The organism is Pseudomonas sp. TH08, assembly GCF_016651275.1.
GTDB lineage: Bacteria > Pseudomonadota > Gammaproteobacteria > Pseudomonadales > Pseudomonadaceae > Aquipseudomonas.
The window spans coordinates 537,572-555,604 of sequence record NZ_JAEKEE010000001.1 but is presented as its reverse complement, the minus strand read 5'-3'; the positions used below and the strand labels follow the sequence as shown (position 1 = coordinate 555,604).

18 protein-coding genes are annotated in these 18,033 nt (G+C 59.1%); 12 read left to right on the top strand and 6 right to left on the bottom strand.

Annotated features, from left to right (window positions below; genetic code table 11):
• Positions 1–30 precede the first annotated feature (30 nt).
• The 6 genes from JFT91_RS02685 (at position 31) to trpE (ending at position 6,616) form a co-directional block, all read left to right on the top strand.
• A complete protein-coding gene (locus tag JFT91_RS02685; protein ID WP_103304397.1) occupies positions 31–1,278 on the top strand; it encodes an ABC transporter permease in 1,248 nt (415 codons plus the stop codon).
• A gap of 12 nt (positions 1,279–1,290) precedes the next feature.
• Entirely contained in the window at positions 1,291–2,115 is an 825-nt protein-coding gene (locus tag JFT91_RS02680) for an ABC transporter permease (RefSeq protein ID WP_201231486.1), read from the top strand.
• Positions 2,116–2,314: 199 nt separating this feature from the next.
• A complete protein-coding gene (locus JFT91_RS02675) occupies positions 2,315–3,463 on the top strand; it encodes an iron-containing alcohol dehydrogenase (RefSeq protein ID WP_201231485.1) in 1,149 nt (382 codons plus the stop codon).
• A gap of 114 nt (positions 3,464–3,577) precedes the next feature.
• Positions 3,578–4,252 carry a ribulose-phosphate 3-epimerase gene (rpe, locus tag JFT91_RS02670; protein WP_201148902.1) on the top strand — a complete coding sequence of 225 codons (675 nt, stop codon included), beginning with the start codon at positions 3,578–3,580 and terminating at the stop codon, positions 4,250–4,252.
• A complete protein-coding gene (locus tag JFT91_RS02665; protein WP_201231484.1) occupies positions 4,249–5,067 on the top strand; it encodes a phosphoglycolate phosphatase in 819 nt (272 codons plus the stop codon). The genes rpe and JFT91_RS02665 overlap by 4 nt, the downstream gene beginning before the upstream one ends.
• Before the next feature lie 70 nt (positions 5,068–5,137).
• Positions 5,138–6,616, top strand: coding sequence for an anthranilate synthase component I (gene trpE, locus JFT91_RS02660; RefSeq protein ID WP_201231483.1), 1,479 nt, complete (start codon positions 5,138–5,140; stop codon positions 6,614–6,616).
• 288 nt (positions 6,617–6,904) lie between these two features.
• Here the strand turns inward: trpE and estP are convergent, their stop codons facing one another.
• Positions 6,905–8,815, bottom strand: coding sequence for an esterase EstP (gene estP / locus JFT91_RS02655; RefSeq protein WP_201231482.1), 1,911 nt, complete (start codon positions 8,813–8,815; stop codon positions 6,905–6,907).
• Positions 8,816–9,223: 408 nt separating this feature from the next.
• On the opposite strand from estP, the gene JFT91_RS02650 reads away from it, so the two are divergent.
• From JFT91_RS02650 to JFT91_RS02635, 4 genes are all read left to right on the top strand, one after another.
• Positions 9,224–9,817 (top strand): aminodeoxychorismate/anthranilate synthase component II, encoded by a 594-nt coding sequence (locus JFT91_RS02650; protein ID WP_201148906.1) that lies wholly within the window; start codon positions 9,224–9,226, stop codon positions 9,815–9,817.
• A gap of 9 nt (positions 9,818–9,826) precedes the next feature.
• Positions 9,827–10,876, top strand: coding sequence for an anthranilate phosphoribosyltransferase (gene trpD, locus JFT91_RS02645; RefSeq protein ID WP_007918805.1), 1,050 nt, complete (start codon positions 9,827–9,829; stop codon positions 10,874–10,876).
• Complete coding sequence (gene trpC, locus JFT91_RS02640; protein WP_201228714.1) at positions 10,873–11,709, top strand: indole-3-glycerol phosphate synthase TrpC; 837 nt, start codon at positions 10,873–10,875, stop codon at positions 11,707–11,709. Before trpD ends, trpC begins: the two co-directional genes overlap by 4 nt.
• Positions 11,710–11,845: 136 nt before the next feature.
• Positions 11,846–12,547 (top strand): lipoate--protein ligase family protein, encoded by a 702-nt coding sequence (locus JFT91_RS02635; RefSeq protein WP_201231481.1) that lies wholly within the window; start codon positions 11,846–11,848, stop codon positions 12,545–12,547.
• A gap of 9 nt (positions 12,548–12,556) precedes the next feature.
• Here the strand turns inward: JFT91_RS02635 and crp are convergent, their stop codons facing one another.
• Positions 12,557–13,201 carry a cAMP-activated global transcriptional regulator CRP gene (gene crp / locus JFT91_RS02630; protein WP_103304388.1) on the bottom strand — a complete coding sequence of 215 codons (645 nt, stop codon included), beginning with the start codon at positions 13,199–13,201 and terminating at the stop codon, positions 12,557–12,559.
• A 237-nt stretch (positions 13,202–13,438) separates the two neighbouring features.
• On the opposite strand from crp, the gene JFT91_RS02625 reads away from it, so the two are divergent.
• On the top strand, positions 13,439–13,861 hold the full coding sequence (locus JFT91_RS02625; RefSeq protein ID WP_003228794.1) for an OsmC family protein: 423 nt from the start codon (positions 13,439–13,441) through the stop codon (positions 13,859–13,861).
• A gap of 237 nt (positions 13,862–14,098) precedes the next feature.
• Positions 14,099–14,893, top strand: a complete 795-nt coding sequence (speD, locus tag JFT91_RS02620) for an adenosylmethionine decarboxylase (protein ID WP_016983471.1) — start codon at positions 14,099–14,101, stop codon at positions 14,891–14,893.
• Positions 14,894–15,003: 110 nt separating this feature from the next.
• Here the strand turns inward: speD and coq7 are convergent, their stop codons facing one another.
• From coq7 to JFT91_RS02600, 4 genes are all read right to left on the bottom strand, one after another.
• Complete coding sequence (gene coq7, locus JFT91_RS02615; protein WP_201228710.1) at positions 15,004–15,651, bottom strand: 2-polyprenyl-3-methyl-6-methoxy-1,4-benzoquinone monooxygenase; 648 nt, start codon at positions 15,649–15,651, stop codon at positions 15,004–15,006.
• 140 nt (positions 15,652–15,791) lie between these two features.
• On the bottom strand, positions 15,792–16,130 hold the full coding sequence (locus JFT91_RS02610; protein ID WP_127647765.1) for a histidine triad nucleotide-binding protein: 339 nt from the start codon (positions 16,128–16,130) through the stop codon (positions 15,792–15,794).
• A gap of 80 nt (positions 16,131–16,210) precedes the next feature.
• Positions 16,211–16,999: an SDR family NAD(P)-dependent oxidoreductase gene (locus JFT91_RS02605; protein WP_042561362.1), complete on the bottom strand. Its 789-nt coding sequence runs from the start codon at positions 16,997–16,999 to the stop codon at positions 16,211–16,213.
• A 61-nt stretch (positions 17,000–17,060) separates the two neighbouring features.
• Positions 17,061–18,011, bottom strand: a complete 951-nt coding sequence (locus JFT91_RS02600) for a DUF805 domain-containing protein (protein ID WP_201231480.1) — start codon at positions 18,009–18,011, stop codon at positions 17,061–17,063.
• Between the last annotated feature and the right edge of the window lie 22 nt (positions 18,012–18,033).

Sequence of the window (18,033 nt, the reverse complement as noted above, 5' to 3'; positions counted from 1 at the left end):
TGTAACGATCAAAGATTTGCGGAGTACGTCATGGCCATCGCCGTTCCCCTGAACGAGGGCGCCAGCCCCACTTTGAAGCAGAAGCTCAAGCGCGCCGAGCGGGTCAACCGCTGGAAGGCGCAGGCGTTGATTGCGCCGCTGGTGCTGTTTCTGTTGCTGGTGTTCCTGGTGCCGATTGTGGCGCTGCTCTACAAAAGCGTCGGCAACCCCGAAGTGGTCGGCGGTATGCCGCGCACCGTGGCGGCCATCGCCAGTTGGGACGGCCGCGGCCTGCCCGCTGAACCGGTCTATAAGGCTGCCGGCGAAGACCTCGCCGAAGCGCGCAAAAACCAGACCTTGGGCGATTTGTCCAAACGCCTGAACATGGAATTGGCCGGCTATCGCAGCCTGCTGACCAAAACTGCTCGGGCGCTGCCATTCGCCAGCGAACCAGCCTCCTATAAAGAAGCACTGGAAGCGCTCGACGAGCGTTGGGGCGATCCAGCCTACTGGCAAGCAGTCAAACGCAATACCAGCAGCATCACCCCTTACTACTTGCTGGCGGCCGTCGATCACCGTATCGACGACCTCGGCGAAATCGCCCCGGCCACCCCGGATCAGGCGATCTACCTCGACATCTTCGCGCGGACTTTCTGGATGGGCCTGATCATTACCGTGATCTGCCTGTTGCTCGCGTATCCACTGGCCTATCTGTTGGCAAACCTGCCATCGCGTCAGAGCAATCTGCTGATGATTCTGGTGCTGTTGCCGTTCTGGACCTCGATTCTGGTACGGGTCGCGGCGTGGATTGTGCTGTTGCAATCGGGCGGACTGATCAACAGCGCGCTGCTGGCCATGGGCATCATCGATAAACCGCTGGAACTGGTGTTCAACCGCACCGGCGTGTACATCTCGATGGTGCACATCCTGCTGCCGTTCATGATTCTGCCGATCTACAGCGTGATGAAGGGGATCTCGCCGACCTACATGCGTGCCGCGATTTCGCTGGGCTGCCACCCGTTCGCCAGTTTCTGGCGGGTGTATTTCCCGCAGACCTATGCCGGTGTCGGCGCCGGGTGCCTGTTGGTGTTCATCCTCGCCATTGGTTACTACATCACCCCGGCGCTGCTCGGCAGCCCGAACGATCAGATGGTCAGCTACTTCGTCGCGTTCTACACCAACACCAGCATCAACTGGGGCATGGCCACTGCGCTCGGCGGATTGTTGCTGCTGGCGACCGTGGTGCTTTATCTGATCTACAGCTGGCTGGTGGGCGCCAGTCGCCTGCGCCTGAGCTAAGGGGAATTTGAGATGCTGAGTCCTTACATGTCACCCATCGAACGGGTGTGGTTCTACAGCTTGCGGATTCTTTGCGGCTTGATTCTGTTGTTCCTGATTCTGCCGGTGGTGGTGATCGTGCCACTTTCGTTCAACTCGGGCAGTTTCCTGGTCTATCCGCTGCAAGGTTTTTCGCTGCACTGGTATCAGGACTTCTTCGCCTCGGCGGAATGGATGCGCGCACTGAAGAACAGCATCATCGTCGCCCCGGCCGCTACCGTGCTGGCGATGGTCTTCGGCACGCTGGCAGCGATTGGCCTGACCCGCGGCGACTTCCCCGGAAAGTCGCTGGTGATGGCGCTGGTGATCTCGCCGATGGTGGTGCCGGTGGTGATCATTGGTGTGGCGAGTTATCTGTTCTTCGCCCCGTTGGGGTTGGGCAACAGTTTCTTCTCGTTGATCGTCGTGCATGCGGTGTTGGGCGTGCCGTTTGTGATCATCACGGTGTCGGCGACGTTGCAGGGTTTTAACCATAATCTGGTGCGTGCTGCGGCGAGTCTCGGAGCATCGCCGTTGACAGCGTTCCGCCGGGTGACCTTGCCGCTGATTGCGCCGGGGGTGATTTCCGGGGCGCTGTTTGCCTTCGCGACGTCGTTCGATGAAGTGGTGGTGACGCTGTTTCTCGCCGGCCCCGAACAGGCGACGTTGCCTCGGCAGATGTTCAGCGGGATTCGCGAGAACCTGAGCCCGACGATTGCCGCTGCTGCGACCTTGCTGATCGCGTTCTCGGTCATCCTGCTGCTGACCCTGGAATGGCTACGTGGCCGCAGCGAAAAACTGCGCACCGCTCAGGTCTGACGCATTCCCCTGTAGGAGTGAGCCTGCTCGCGATTGCCGTGCATCAGTCACTGTAAGAGTGTCTGACCAGACGCCATCGCGAGCAGGCTCACTCCTACAGGAGATCGGTGGCGAGTCATTCACCACCTGAATAGCAGACAACGCCAAACCCTCAGCTAATCTTGTGCCCAGCTCCCACATCTATAAGAGGCTGCGCACGATGAGTCTTTCCCAGTTCAAAATCGCTCACAAACTGATCACCGGCGCCGGGGCCATCGAGCAACTGGCGGCGGAACTCACACGGCTGGATATCGACAACCCGCTGATCGTCACCGACGCTGCGCTGGTCAAATCAGGCACGGTCGAGTTGGCGCTGTGCCAGTTGGGTGGGCGTGAGTACGAGATTTTCGACCGCGTGCTGCCGGATCCGGAAATCGCCATCGTCGAAGATTGCATGCGCGTTTACCGCGAAGGCGGGCATGACGGTTTGATCGGCCTCGGTGGCGGCAGTGCCATCGACATCGCCAAAAGTGTTGCGGCCTATGCCGGATACCATGGCGCGCTGGAGGATTTGTTCGGCGTTGACCAAGTGCCGCGCAAAGGCCCGCCGCTGATCGCGATTCCGACCACCGCCGGCACCGGTTCCGAGGTCACCAACGTCGCAATTCTTTCCGACAAGGTTGCGCAACTGAAGAAGGGCATCGTCAGCGACTATCTATTGCCGGACGTCGCGCTGGTCAGCCCGCAGATGACCCTGACTTGCCCACGCAGTGTCACCGCCGCCAGTGGCGTTGACGCGCTGGTGCACGCCATCGAATCCTATTTGTCGGTGAACGCCTCGCCGATCACCGATTCCCTAGCCATCGGCGCGATCAAATTGATTGCCAGGGCGTTGCCCAAGGCCTATGCCAACGGCGCCAACCTGCAAGCGCGCGAAGACATGGCCACCGCGAGCCTGATGGCCGGCATGGCGTTCGGTAACGCCGGGGTCGGTGCGGTGCATGCGCTGGCGTATCCGCTGGGCGGGCGTTTCAATATTGCCCATGGCGTCAGCAACGCCTTGCTGCTGCCGTATGTCATGACCTGGAACAAAATGGCCTGCGTCGAACGCATGCAGGATATTGCCGAAGCCATGGGCGTGATGACCGCTCATCTGAGCGCTGCCGAGGCAGCAGACAAAGCCGTGCAGGCGATGACTGACCTGTGTGCGGCAGTGGAAATTCCCGTCGGGCTGCGCAGTTTCGGTGTACCGGAAGAAGCGATCCCGGCCATGGCTGTGGAAGCGGCGGGCATCGAGCGTTTGATGCGCAACAACCCACGCAAACTCAGCGCTGTGGACATCGAGAAGATCTATCGCGCGGCTTACTGAGTCGCCGCCAGTCATCGGTCATGGCCCAACCCAATCATCGCAGTCACGGTGCGCGCGCGGAAACTTGAGGTATACAATGCGCGCCATCGTGATTTAGCTCAGAAAAGGTGCGTCATGCAGCCCTTCGTAATTGCTCCGTCGATTCTCTCCGCCGACTTCGCCCGCCTCGGCGAAGAAGTAGACAATGTCCTCGCCGCTGGCGCCGACTTCGTTCACTTCGACGTCATGGACAACCACTACGTGCCCAACCTGACCATCGGCCCGATGGTGTGCGCGGCGTTGCGCAAGTACGGCGTCACCGCACCAATCGACGCACACCTGATGGTCAGCCCGGTGGATCGCATTGTCGGCGACTTCATCGAGGCCGGCGCCACCTATATCACCTTCCACCCGGAAGCCACGCTGCACGTCGATCGCTCGCTGCAACTGATCCGCGAGGGCGGTTGCAAGTCCGGTCTGGTGTTCAACCCGGCGACCCCGCTGGACGTGCTCAAGTACGTAATCGACAAGGTCGACATGGTCTTGCTGATGAGCGTCAACCCGGGCTTCGGCGGACAGAAGTTCATTCCCGGCACACTCGACAAACTGCGCGAAGCGCGGGCGATCATCGATGCCTCGGGCCGCGACATCCGTCTGGAAATCGACGGCGGCGTCAACGTCAACAACATCCGTGAAATCGCTGCGGCTGGCGCCGACACCTTTGTCGCCGGCTCGGCGATCTTCAACGCACCGAACTATCAGGAAGTCATCGACAAGATGCGTGCCGAACTGGCTCTGGCCCGTCCATGAGCGGTTTTGAGCAGCTGTTCCCGGGCAAACTGCCAAGGTTGGTGATGTTCGATCTGGATGGCACGCTGATCGACTCGGTTCCTGACCTGGCAGCGGCGGTGGACAACATGCTGCTCTCCCTCGGCCGCAAGCCAGCGGGCATCGAGTCGGTGCGCGAGTGGGTTGGCAATGGCGCCCCCGTATTGGTGCGCCGGGCGTTGGCCGGTGGTATCGATCATTCGGCGGTGGATGACGTCGAGGCCGAACATGCGCTCGAAGTGTTTATGGAAGCCTACGGCGCCAGCCATGCGTTGACCGTGGTCTATCCCGGCGCGCGCGACACCCTCAAGTGGCTGCAAAAGCAAGGTGTGGCCATGGCGCTGATCACCAACAAGCCGGAGCGCTTTGTCGCGCCACTGCTGGATCAGATGAAAATCGGCCGTTACTTCAAGTGGATCATCGGCGGCGATACTTTGCCGCAGAAGAAGCCTGACCCGGCCGCGCTGTTCTTCGTGATGAAAATGGCCAACATTCCGGCCTCGCAATCGTTGTTCGTCGGTGACTCGCGCAGCGATGTGCTGGCGGCGAAAGCGGCGGGGGTCAAATGTGTCGCGCTCAGCTATGGCTACAACCATGGCCGGCCGATTGCCGAGGAGTCGCCGGCGCTGGTGATCGACGATCTGCGCAAGCTAATTCCCGGTTGCCTCGGTACGGCCGCTGAGATAACGTTGCCCGACGCTTCTCAATCTCCTTCTGGAAACGCCATCGTGGTGGTCACTCGCAAACTCTGGATGAAAGTCATCAAGGCCCTGGCCCGCTGGCGTTGGCGCGCCTGACTCGTTCCTGGCCGGCCTGCCGGCGCGTTTGCATACCTGACTGATTACACCTCACACCACGAGGCACCTCATGATCCGCGAAGAATTCCTGCGCTTGGCCGCTGACGGCTACAACCGCATTCCGATGGCCTGCGAAACCCTGGCCGACTTCGACACGCCGCTGTCGATCTATCTGAAACTGGCCGACCAGCCCAACTCCTACCTGCTCGAATCAGTGCAGGGCGGGGAGAAGTGGGGGCGTTACTCGATCATCGGCCTGCCGTGCCGCACGGTGCTGCGGGTTCACGATCATCACGTCAGCATCACTGTCGATGGCGTCGAGACCGAAAGCCACGACGTTGAAGATCCGTTGGCCTTCGTCGAAATCTTCAAGGCGCGCTACAACGTGCCGACCATCGCCGGTCTGCCGCGTTTCAACGGCGGTCTGGTCGGTTACTTCGGTTACGACTGCGTGCGTTACGTGGAAAAACGTCTGGGCAAATGTCCGAACCCGGATCCGCTGGGCGTGCCGGACATTCTGCTGATGGTCTCCGACGCCGTCGTCGTTTTCGACAACCTCGCCGGCAAGATGCACGCGATCGTACTGGCTGATCCTTCGCAGGCTGATGCCTTCGAGCAAGGTCAGGCGCAATTGCAGGGACTGTTGGAGAAACTGCGCCAGCCGATCACCCCGCGTCGTGGTCTGGATTTCAGCAAGCAGCAATCGGCTGATCCGGTATTCCGCTCAAGCTTCACTCAGGACGATTACGAAAAGGCCGTCGACACCATCAAGGAATACATCCTTGCCGGTGACTGCATGCAGGTCGTGCCGTCGCAACGCATGTCGATCGACTTCAAGGCTGCACCGATCGATCTGTATCGCGCACTGCGCTGCTTCAACCCGACGCCATACATGTACTTCTTCAACTTCGGCGATTTCCATGTCGTCGGCAGTTCGCCGGAAGTGCTGGTGCGAGTCGAGGACAACCTGATCACCGTGCGCCCGATTGCCGGCACACGCCCACGTGGCGCGACTGAAGAGGCGGATCTGGCGCTGGAAGAAGACCTGCTGTCGGACGACAAAGAGATCGCCGAGCACTTGATGCTGATCGATCTGGGCCGTAACGATACTGGCCGCGTTTCGGAAATCGGCTCGGTGAAACTCACCGAGAAAATGGTCATCGAGCGTTACTCCAACGTGATGCACATTGTTTCCAACGTCACCGGTCAGTTGAAAGCAGGGTTGACGGCGATGGACGCGCTGCGGGCGATTCTGCCGGCGGGCACCTTGTCCGGCGCGCCGAAGATTCGTGCGATGGAAATCATCGACGAGCTGGAACCGGTCAAGCGTGGTGTCTACGGCGGCGCCGTCGGTTACTTCGCCTGGAACGGCAACATGGACACCGCGATTGCGATCCGTACCGCGGTGATCAAGAACGGCGAACTGCACGTGCAGGCCGGTGGCGGCATCGTCGCCGACTCGGTGCCGGCGCTGGAATGGGAAGAAACCCTGAACAAACGCCGCGCCATGTTCCGCGCCGTAGCCCTGGCCGAACAAACCCCGGACTAATTCCCTATCCCCAGTGTGAGAGGGCTTTTGTGGCGAGGGGATTTATCCCCGTTCGACTGCGCAGCAGTCGTAAAACCATTGCATACGGTTTGCCTGATACACCGAGGTGTTTGGTTTAGGGGCCGCTTCGCGCCCCAGCGGGGATAAATCCCCTCGCCACAGGCAATGTCCATCACTACAGAAAATGTGATGCATAAAAAAAGCGGCGCCTGTGAGGGCGCCGCTTTTTTATAACTTGCAACAGCCCTGCAGGAGTTGCCGCGGGCTGCGATCTTTTGCTCTAAACGCTTAAAAGTCCAACACCACCCCAACATTGACCCCTTGCTGGGTAAAGTCATCATCCTTGCGGATGTTGTAGCCTGCGCGCAGGGCCAGGTCCTGAGTCAGTTTGTGGCTCACGCCCAGATTCAGGCGGTTCAGATTGGTCTGCGGCGTGTAGCCGTCCAGAGTGTAGCGATTGTTCGGCAGGCTGTTGAGGTTCATCGTCAGATCCTGGGTGTCGTCGTTGTACTCACGTTCATGAGCAAACTCGCCGAACACCTGGGTCTGTGCGGTGATCTGATACTTGCCCTGGATGCCGAGGCCGAGGCGGCGGGAGTTACGCGATTGGTCATCGAAGGTCAGCGCTGTGGAGTCCGCGCCGTTTTCCGAGTAGCCGTCGACTTCAACTTTGCCGAAATCGGCACTCACGAATGGCGACAGGTGCCATGGGCTGCTGGCGTCAGGCGCGATGTCGTAGCCGACACGACCACCGATGGCCAGTACGTAGCCGTCGGTATCACCCTTCTCGCCACGTTCGTTGACCCCGAGCTGGAACTTGCGCTTCAAGCTGTCGTAATCGAGGTGTCCGGCGGTAATGGCCAAGTCACCCCACCAGCGGTTCTGCTGGTACTGCGCGAACGCCGTACCCATGTAGGAATTGAGTTTGTAGTCCGAGTCGGCGTCGCCGGCTTCAAGTTTCTGGTGATAGAGACCGGCCGCTACGCCGACGCGCCACGCTTCATTGAGGCGATAGCTGCCGCCGATGTTCAGGTTGTAACCATTGCCGTCGGCGCTTGCCGCACTGTGCTGGTCGTCGAAGTCCTGATGCTGGCCACCGCCGGCGACAATCGCCCGCCATTGGCCGACGCCTTGCCAGTTCTCCCAGTCAGCCAGCCATTGGTTACGCAGTTCGTCCTGATGCGCACGCAAAGTGCCCTGGGCCATTTCCGGCAACAGGGTCAATTCCCATGGGGCGGCGAGCAGTGAGTAGGCGTAGTCGGCAATCAGGCGCTGGCCGGCTTCGGTCGGGTGCACCGCATCGTTGTAGATCAGCTTGGTCGGATCTGGCGTTGCGCTGTTGATGCCGTAGCTGGCGTTCTCGGTGCAACTGTTGCCGCTGAAGCAAGTGGCCGTCAGGTTCTGATCGGTAGCAAGACCGAACTGCGCCGGGTTGGCGAACGCTTCCTTGAGCAGCACTGGAATGTTCAAAGGAATGATTTCGGCGTTGATGTTCTGCAACTGGCCGACCAGTTCAGTGTTGAACTGCGCGCTGAGCTGCGAGGTGAAACTCTGCAATGGCGAGCCGTTGATGGCCGGGGTCAGGCCAATGTCGGGCAGCAGCCAGACCATGATGTATTTGGCGCCGGCGCCTTGTAGTGTGCGGACACTGTCGGCCAGTCGATCCGCCGCAGAACTGGCCTGATCAGGGCTGAGTATGCGGCCTTGCAGGAAGTCGTTACCGCCGCCGGATATGTAATACAGCGCATTCGGGTCGGCACGGAAACCGTTGGACGGCAGGTAGCCGGCGCGCGTGCGCTCACCCGTGGCGGATTGCGTGGTGATTGAATCGAGAATCTGGTCGGTGCGATAACCGCCGACTGCCCAATTGTTACCGTCCGGCAGGCCTTCACCGGCGCGTACCGCCGAAGAGGACGAGGCGGTCTGGTCCGGGCTGAAACCGAGTTTGCCACCGATGATCTGTGTGGCATTCAGGTTACGGTTTTCACCGGTGCCATCCTTATAGAGCGGTCCGGTCCGGTTGGTGTAGCGCTGAGTGGCGCCCGCCGGGCCGCCAGGATCGGTGAAAGTCCCCGCATCATTGAGGCTGTCGCCAAAGACCACAAAGTTGGAATAAGGATTGGGTGCGGCATTCGCCTGAGCACAGGCCAGTGCGAGCAAGCAGCCGGCCAGCGGTACAAACAACGTCTGTTTGATCATGAGCAAGTCCGTTTATTTATTGTTGTAGGTGAACGAAACGACAGTACCAAAAACTTGCGGCCTAGTGCCATCGGTCGCGAACCCTCCTATAGATTTCTCCCCCGCAGGCCCCGCCATATTGCACGCCCCGCCCAGCTAAGTTACTGTGCCGGAACGTATGAACGAGACCTTCCCCGTGTTGATCACCAGCAAACTTCTGGATCAAGTCATCAAGGCACACGCCCGCTGGCGTTGGCGCGCCTGAATCTTTTCTGCCGGCCCCGCCGGATCTGTATCGCTTTGCCTTCCTTGCCCGTTTGAAATGCCGCTGTGCCGATGCGTGTTCCTGCGTCCGACATCGTGCAGCGCCCTGCGGGCAAGTCACCTGAAGGCTGTCTTCAAGTCAGAATTCAAGAGGTTCGAAACGCCATGTTGCTGATGATCGACAACTACGACTCTTTTACTTACAACGTTGTGCAATACCTCGGCGAGCTGGGTGCCGAAGTCAAAGTCGTGCGCAACGACGAATTGACCGTCGCCGAGATCGAAGCGCTCAAGCCTGAGCGTATCGTGGTGTCCCCAGGCCCTTGCACACCGACCGAAGCCGGTATCTCCATCGAAGCCATCAAACACTTCGCCGGCAAACTGCCGATCCTCGGCGTCTGCCTCGGCCACCAGTCCATCGGCCAGGCTTTTGGTGGTGATGTTGTGCGCGCCCGCCAAGTCATGCACGGTAAGACTAGCCCGGTATTCCACGAGGACAAGGGCGTTTTCGAAGGTCTGAATCATCCGCTGACAGTCACCCGCTACCACTCGCTGATCGTCAAGCACGATACTTTGCCCGATTGCCTGGAGCTGACCGCGTGGACGCAACACGATGACGGTTCGGTCGACGAAATCATGGGCCTGCGTCACAAGACCCTGAACATTGAGGGCGTACAGTTCCACCCCGAGTCGATTCTGACCGAGCAGGGTCATGAACTGTTTGCCAACTTCCTCAAACAAACCGGCGGCACGCGCTAAGGACTTCCCATGAATATCAAGACAGCCCTGAGCCGTATCGTCGATCACCTCGATCTCAGCACCGATGAAATGCGCGACGTGATGCGCGAAATCATGACCGGCCAATGCACCGACGCGCAGATTGGCGCGTTCATGATGGCCATGCGCATGAAAAGCGAGAGCATCGACGAAATCGTCGGCGCTGTATCGGTGATGCGCGAGCTGGCCGATCAAGTCGAACTCAAGACCCTCGACGGCGTGGTCGATGTCGTGGGTACCGGTGGTGACGGTGCAAATATCTTCAACGTATCGACAGCGTCCTCGTTCGTTGTCGCGGCAGCCGGTTGCACCGTGGCCAAACACGGTAACCGTGCAGTTTCGGGCAAGAGCGGCAGCGCCGACTTGCTGGAAGCCGCGGGTATCTATCTGAACCTGACGCCTGTTCAGGTCGCCCGTTGCATCGACAACGTCGGCATCGGTTTCATGTTTGCCCAGACCCACCACAAAGCCATGAAGTACGCTGCCGGCCCGCGCCGCGATCTCGGTCTGCGTACGCTGTTCAACATGCTCGGCCCGCTTACGAATCCGGCCGGTGTGAAACATCAGGTAGTGGGCGTTTTCACTCAGGCGCTGTGCCGGCCATTAGCCGAAGTACTGCAACGTCTGGGTAGCAAGCACGTGCTGGTGGTGCATTCGAAAGATGGTCTTGACGAGTTCAGTCTCGCCGCGCCGACGTTCGTTGCCGAGCTGAAGAACAACGAAATCACTGAGTATTGGGTCGAGCCAGAAGATCTGGGCATGAAGAGCCAGAGCCTGCACGGTCTCTCGGTCGAAGGACCGGAAGCTTCGCTGGCGCTCATCCGCGATGCTTTGGGCAAGCGCAAGACCGAAAACGGCCAGAAAGCCGCCGAAATGATTGTGCTCAACGCCGGCGCGGCGCTGTACGCCGCCGACGTCGCCAGCAGTTTGAAACAGGGTGTCGAGCTTGCGCACGACGCTCTGCACACCGGCCTCGCTCGGGAGAAACTCGAGGAGCTGGGTGCCTTTACCGCGGTATTCAGAGTGGAGAATGAGGGATGAGTGTACCGACGGTTCTGGAAAACATTCTGGCCCGCAAAGTCCAGGAGGTCGCCGAACGTAGCGCCCGCGTCAGCCTGAGCGAGCTGGAAAGTCTGGCCAAGGCGGCCGATGCACCCCGTGGTTTCGCTCAGGCCTTGCTGGCACAGGCGAAGACCAAGCAACCTGCAGTGATTGCTGAAATCAAAAAGGCTTCGCCGAGCAAAGGTGTTATCCGCGAAAATTTCGTGCCGGCCGACATCGCCAAAAGCTACGAGAAGGGCGGGGCGACCTGCCTGTCCGTGCTCACCGATATCGATTATTTCCAGGGTGCCGATGCTTATCTGCAACAGGCTCGCGCCGCTTGCAAACTGCCGGTGATCCGCAAGGACTTCATGATCGATCCCTATCAGATCATTGAAGCTCGCGCGCTGGGCGCCGACTGTGTGTTGCTGATCGTCTCCGCACTGGATGACGTGAAAATGGCCGAACTGGCTGCCGTGGCCAAAGGCGTTGGCCTGGATGTGCTGGTAGAAGTACATGACGGCGATGAGCTCGAGCGCGCGTTGAAAACCCTCGACACGCCGTTGGTCGGGGTCAACAACCGCAATCTGCATACCTTCGAAGTCAGCCTGGAAACCACTCTCGACCTGCTGCCGCGCATTCCGCGCGATCGTCTGGTGATCACCGAGAGCGGCATCCTCAACCGCGCCGACGTCGAGCTGATGGAAATCAGCGACGTCTACGCGTTCCTTGTGGGCGAAGCGTTCATGCGCGCCGAAAGCCCGGGGACTGAACTGCAGCGACTGTTCTTCCCGGAGCGTGGTGTTCCAATCAGCGGTTCGACCCTCGACTGATAAGCTCCAGATCGAGTCGACTCATTCGCGAGCAGGCTCGCTCCCACATTTGGAATGCATTTCCCATGTGGGAGTGAGCCTGCTCGCGAAGAGGCCCTAAAAATCCCCAAAGATTCCAGATCTGCCGGAGCCTTCCATGTCGCTGCCCACCTCTTTGACCATCGAAGCCGGCCTGCAAGCCGAACAGGATCTGCTGGCTTCGGTCTGCGCCGGCGACAGCGAATTCGGCCTGCTGTTCTGGCAACCCAGCGACCGCGCCCTTGTCATGCCTCGCCGTCTCAATCGGCTACCCGATTTCGATCACGCCTGCGAAGTCTCCGCTGCCGCTGGCTGGCCAGTCCTGTTGCGCGAAACCGGCGGCGAACCGGTCCCGCAATCGGCGGCGACGATCAACATCGCTCTGGTTTACGCTCCGCCACGCAGCGAAGGCGATCTGAACCGCATCGAAACCGGTTACCGGCGACTGTGCGATCCGATCTGTCAGTTGCTTGATGAGTTGGGCGGTGCGTCATCGTTGGGGGAAATCGACGGTGCATTCTGCGACGGTCGCTTTAACGTCAACCTCGACGGGCGCAAAATGGTCGGCACCGCCCAGCGCTGGCGCCAGAGTCAGGGCGGCCAGCGTCCGGTCGGGCTGGTGCACGGCGCGATGCTGATGGATAACGAGCGTGAGTCGATGGTCGCGGCGGTCAACCGCTTCAACGAAGCCTGTGGCCTGGAGCAACGAGTGCGCGCCGAAAGCCACATTGGCCTGCATGAGAAGTTCAACGCGCCACAGGCCTTGGCGCGTCTCGATGAACTGTTTCGTTTGATGCTGGCGCAGATGTACAGCGCCTGATTTTCGAGCTTATCGCGTACCAAAGACCACCATGGTCTTACCCTTCACGTCGACCAGGTTGCGTTCCTCCAGATCCTTGAGGACGCGACCGACCATCTCCCGCGAACAACCGACAATTCGGCCGATCTCCTGACGGGTCACTTTGATCTGCATGCCATCCGGGTGAGTCATGGCGTCCGGTTGCTTGCACAGTTCGAGCAGGCAACGGGCTACGCGACCGGTTACATCGAAAAATGCCAGATCGCCGACCTTGCGTGTGGTGTTGCGCAGACGTTGTGCGATTTGTCCGCTGAGGACGTAAAGAATGTCTGGATCCTGCTGCGACAATTCGCGGAACTTGGCGTAGCTGATTTCGGCAATTTCACATTCGACCTTGGCTCGCACCCAGGCACTGCGCTCTTGTTCCTGGCCGGCCTGTTCGAACAGACCCAATTCGCCAAAGAAATCCCCGGCGTTCAGATAGGCAATGATCATTTCGCGGCCGTCGTCATCTTCAATCAGGATCGTCACCGAACCCTTGATGATGAAGTACAGCGTGTCCGAACGGTCGCCGGCACAGATGATGTTGCTCTTGGCCGCATGGCGACGGCGCTGGCAATGCATCAACAGCTTGTCGAGGTTCTTGATTTTGGGGGTTGGGGTAATAGCAACCATGGTTGTATCCCGAAAAGACTGCACGGTTATGTTTGGTTTTTTTATGAGGCGCTGGAGGTGGTCGCTACACAGGCTGGCATGGGCGCCAGCGAATTGGCGCCAGCTTAACAGACACTTCGTCGCAAATTCGAGAAATTACCTACAGGGCATGGGTATCAGTCCCAGGAAGGTCGCACGCTGCCCGGGCAAGGCCGTGTGCTAAGCTGGCGACCCTTTTTTTACAATGGAGTCTTGGCGATGAAGGCACGCATCCAATGGGCTGGCGAAGCCATGTTCCTCGGCGAATCCGGCAGCGGTCATGTTGTGGTGATGGACGGTCCGCCGGACGCCGGTGGGCGTAATCTGGGTGTTCGTCCGATGGAAATGCTCCTGCTGGGTGTTGGCGGTTGCAGCAATTTCGACGTGGTCAGCATCCTGAAGAAGTCCCGTCAGGCCGTAGAAAGCTGCGAAGCCTTCCTCGAAGCCGAGCGCGCGACCGAAGATCCAAAGGTGTTTACCAAGATCCACATGCACTTCGTGGTCAAGGGCCGTGGCTTGAAAGAAGCCCAGGTCAAACGCGCCATCGAGCTGTCCGCCGAGAAGTATTGCTCTGCCTCGATCATGCTTGGCGCGGCTGGTGTGGCAATCACTCACGATTATGAAATCGTCGAACTCGGTTGAACCGACATTCAACTATCATAAAAGCAGTGCAGACTCTGGCGATCCCCCGCTGACGTCTGCATAATGCGCCACTTTTTTCAGGGCAGTGATCGGTCAACCGACGGATCAGCCGCCTGAACAGATAACCAAAATCGCCATCGCGAAGAGGTGTTAACCGTCCTACGCAGGTGCGTTGTTCGCACTTGACGGGCATGCTTGATCACGCGGCCGGGCCGCATACATAGAGAGTTTTTAACGGTGAAAAGCAAACTCAAGCTCCACGGGTTCAATAACCTGACAAAGACCTTGAGCTTCAACATCTATGACATCTGCTACGCGGAAACCCCGCAAGACCAGCAGGCTTACGTCGAGTACATCAATCAAGAGTACAACGCGAAACGCCTGACGCAGATTCTCACAGAAGTTGTTGAGATCATTGGTGCCAACATCCTGAACATTGCCAGTCAGGACTACGAGCCTCAGGGCGCCAGCGTCACGATTCTGATTTCTGAAGAGCCGGTCACCCCGACTGAAAGCCAGATCGAAGAATCGCCGGGCCCGTTGCCCGAAATTATCCTGGCCCACCTCGACAAGAGCCACATCACGGTGCACACCTATCCGGAAATCCATCCGGACGACGGTATTGCGACTTTCCGAGTGGATATCGACGTGTCGACGTGTGGTGTCATTTCACCGCTTAAAGCGCTCAATTTCCTCATTCACCAGTTCGATTCGGACATCGTGACCGTGGATTATCGTGTGCGCGGCTTCACCCGTGACGTTGAAGGCAACAAGCACTTCATCGACCACGAGATCAATTCGATCCAGAACTACCTTTCTGAAGACACCCGCGACGCGTACCAGATGACCGACGTGAACGTGTACCAGGAAAACCTGTTCCACACCAAAATGCTGCTGAAGAACTTCGAACTGGATAACTACCTGTTCGGCGACGCCACCAGCAACCTGTCTCCTGAGCAGCGCGCTCAGGTCACCGACCGGGTGAAACACGAAATGCTTGAAATCTTCTACGCGCGCAACATGCCGACCTAAGATTGCAGGCACAAAAAAAGGCGACCTTCGGGTCGCCTTTTTCATGCCCGCCACAATTCCCTGTGGGAGCGAGCCTGCTCGCGAAGAGGCCCTCTGAAGCGATACATCTCTCAAATCCGATAAGTACTCTTGGTCATCACCTTCGCCAAAATACTCATTCCAAACTTCACCGGCGCCGGAAAACGGAAACCCCCAGCCTCCAGCGCACTCTGCGCATGATGTTCTTCATCAGTGCGCATCTGCTGCAGAATCGCCCGGGACTTCTCATCCTCCGCCGGCAACTGCTCCAGATGTTCATTCAAGTGCTTGCACACCTGGTGCTCGGTCGCCGCAACAAACCCCAGGCTGACCTTATCGCTGATCAACCCGGCCACCGCGCCAATCCCGAACGACATGCCATAAAACAGTGGATTGAGAATGCTGGTGTGGCTGCCCAACTGATGAATGCGCTGTTCGCACCAGACCAGATGATCAATCTCTTCTTCGGCCGCGTGCTCCATAGCCTCGCGCACCTGCGGCAGCTTGGCGGTCAGCGCCTGCCCTTGATACAGGGCCTGGGCGCAGACTTCACCGGTGTGGTTAATGCGCATCAGACCGGCGACATGGCGGGTGTCCTCGTCGCTCATTTGCGTTTCCGGTTGCAGGATCGCTGGTGACGGACGGTACGGTTGGCCACTGAAGGGCAGCAAGGTACGCATCGCGGCATCGGCTTGCAGCAGAAGACGGTCAATCGGCGAGTAGTGACGTTGGGTAGTCATGCTGACCTCCGGGAAGAATCTCGGCGGCCAGTTTAACCGAATCGGCCGGAGAAGGTTTGCGCTGGGTCATTTGCCACGCTTGATGGGCTCATATGTAGGAGCAGCCTTCGGCAGCTCCTACACGCTGGTCGCGGTGTGTCTTAACCCGGCGGCCAGTTCATCTGGCGCTGACCGAGTACGTGCATATGAATGTGATAGACGGTCTGCCCACCCTGTTCATTGCAATTCATCACCACGCGGAAGCCTTCCTCGCAGCCCAGTTCCAGTGCCAGACGCTGCGCTGTGAACAGGATGTGCCCGGCCAACGCCTTGTCGTCTTCGGTCAGGTCATTGAGGGTGCGTACCGGTTTTTTCGGGATTACCAGAAAATGCACCGGTGCCTGAGGGGCGATGTCGTGAAACGCCAGAACCTGGTCGTCTTCGTAAATGATCTTGGCCGGGATTTCCCGGTTGATGATCTTGGTGAACAGAGTATCCACTGCTGTTTTCTCCGTTGTTTGGGCTGGCCTGAGTGTACTCATGGGGAATGAACCCGCCCAGTGTTTTGCCGTCAGACGCTTCAGCGCGGGCAGTAAGCCTTATTGACCATGCCGACGATGGTGCGGTTGAGCCAGCGCGAACCCAGTCGCGGTAGAAACGCGAACCAGCGATTGCGCCGTCCCGGAATGATAATGGCGCGGTTTTTTTCAAGCGCGCGCACAGTGTACAGCGCAACTTCTTCTGGGCTCATCAGCATTTTGCTGTCTTTGAGTTTGTCGCTATTCAGTTGCGCGGTGCGGAAAAATGCCGTGCGGGTCGGGCCGGGGCACAGCACCGAAACTTTCACTGCGCTTTGTTTGAGCTCAACGCGCAACGCTTCGGAGAAGTGCAACACATAGGCCTTGCTGGCGTAGTAGGTGCTCATCCACGGGCCGGGATTGAACGCGGCCACTGACGCGACGTTGAGGATTTGCCCTCCACCTTGTAACGCCATGCTGTTGCCGATCGCGTGGCACAAACGGGTCAGGGCGAGGATGTTGACCTCGATCAGGTCTTGTTCGGTCATCCAGTCCTGCGCCAGGAACGGGCCGCAGGTACCGATACCGGCGCAATTCACGAGCAAGTCGATCTGCCGGTCACCTTCTTCCAGCTCCAGCAAGAAACCGGACAGGCGCAATGGCTCACCCAAGTCACAGGCACGGAACAACACTTCCACGCCAAAGCGTTGGGTCAGTTCGATTGCGATACTTTCCAGCTGATCACGCTGTCGGGCCACCAGAATCAGGCTGCGACCGCGGCGGGCCAGCGCTTCGGCCATGGCCAGGCCAATGCCGCTGGAGGCGCCAGTGATCAGAGCGTAACGGGTCATGCAATTCTCCATCGCAACAGCTCCGCGCCGTCGACGCGGTTGTCACGGCGGGGAGCGCTGTTCATTCTTTCGCAGAGTCTACAGGGGCCTGCGCCGCTTCGGCTGCCTCGTCGGCGGAATTCGCCGCCGGCTCGACTTCGACCTCTACTTCATCGGTGTTCACCGAGCCGCTTTCATAGCTGCTTTCCAGACTGCTTTCGTATTCCTGCTGGACGGCCGAGAAGCCGCCGAGAATTCCGCCAGCGAAGATCAGCGCGAAGAATACGATCCACAGTGAGCAGAGCACCTTGACCGCCGTGCTGTTTGGCGGAGGAGGCGGGCCATATTGGTTGGCGCCGGTATTGCCTGGCACAACCATGATCACGAAGGGGAAGAAGCTGCCCACGAACGGGACGAGGTTCAGCAACCACAGCCAGCCCGACCAGCCGATATCGTGCAAGCGTTGAACGCTGAACAGGATGCTGACAATGAAAAAGCCGAGGAACAGGAAGAAGGCAAGTATGCCGCCAATGATCAGGCCTGTGGTCGAGTCACCGCTGACCAGCCCCAAAGCGATCAGGGCAAAGATGCCGATAATCGGCAACGTCACCAGACTGAGCACCATCGTCCACGCCAGAAAGCGCAGTCTGCCGATCCGGCCTTCGACGCTGAACGGCTTGAGCACGCCAAACGCCGGAAGGCTTTCACCGACATTGGCCCGCGGCGGCGCATAGGGGGATTGCGGTTCGGTGGGGGCAGGGGTGTGGTCGTGGACGTCTGACAGGTTGAGTTCGATGGTTGTTTCGGGTTCTAGCCGGGCGTCGATGCCGGTTTTGCTCAGCGCCTGCAGATAAGCCTGTGCATCGCTATGGGGCAGGTCGCGTTTGAGCGCGACGGTGCGACCATTGAACAGGCGTTCGATGGCGGCGACATCACTTTTGAACAGATCGGCCAGATTGAGTTTGGCGGTGGTGATATCGACACCGGGCTGTAGAGCACCGTCGAAAACGATCTTGTAACGGGGTTCGCTCATGGCCGAGGCATCCTTGTCGCGA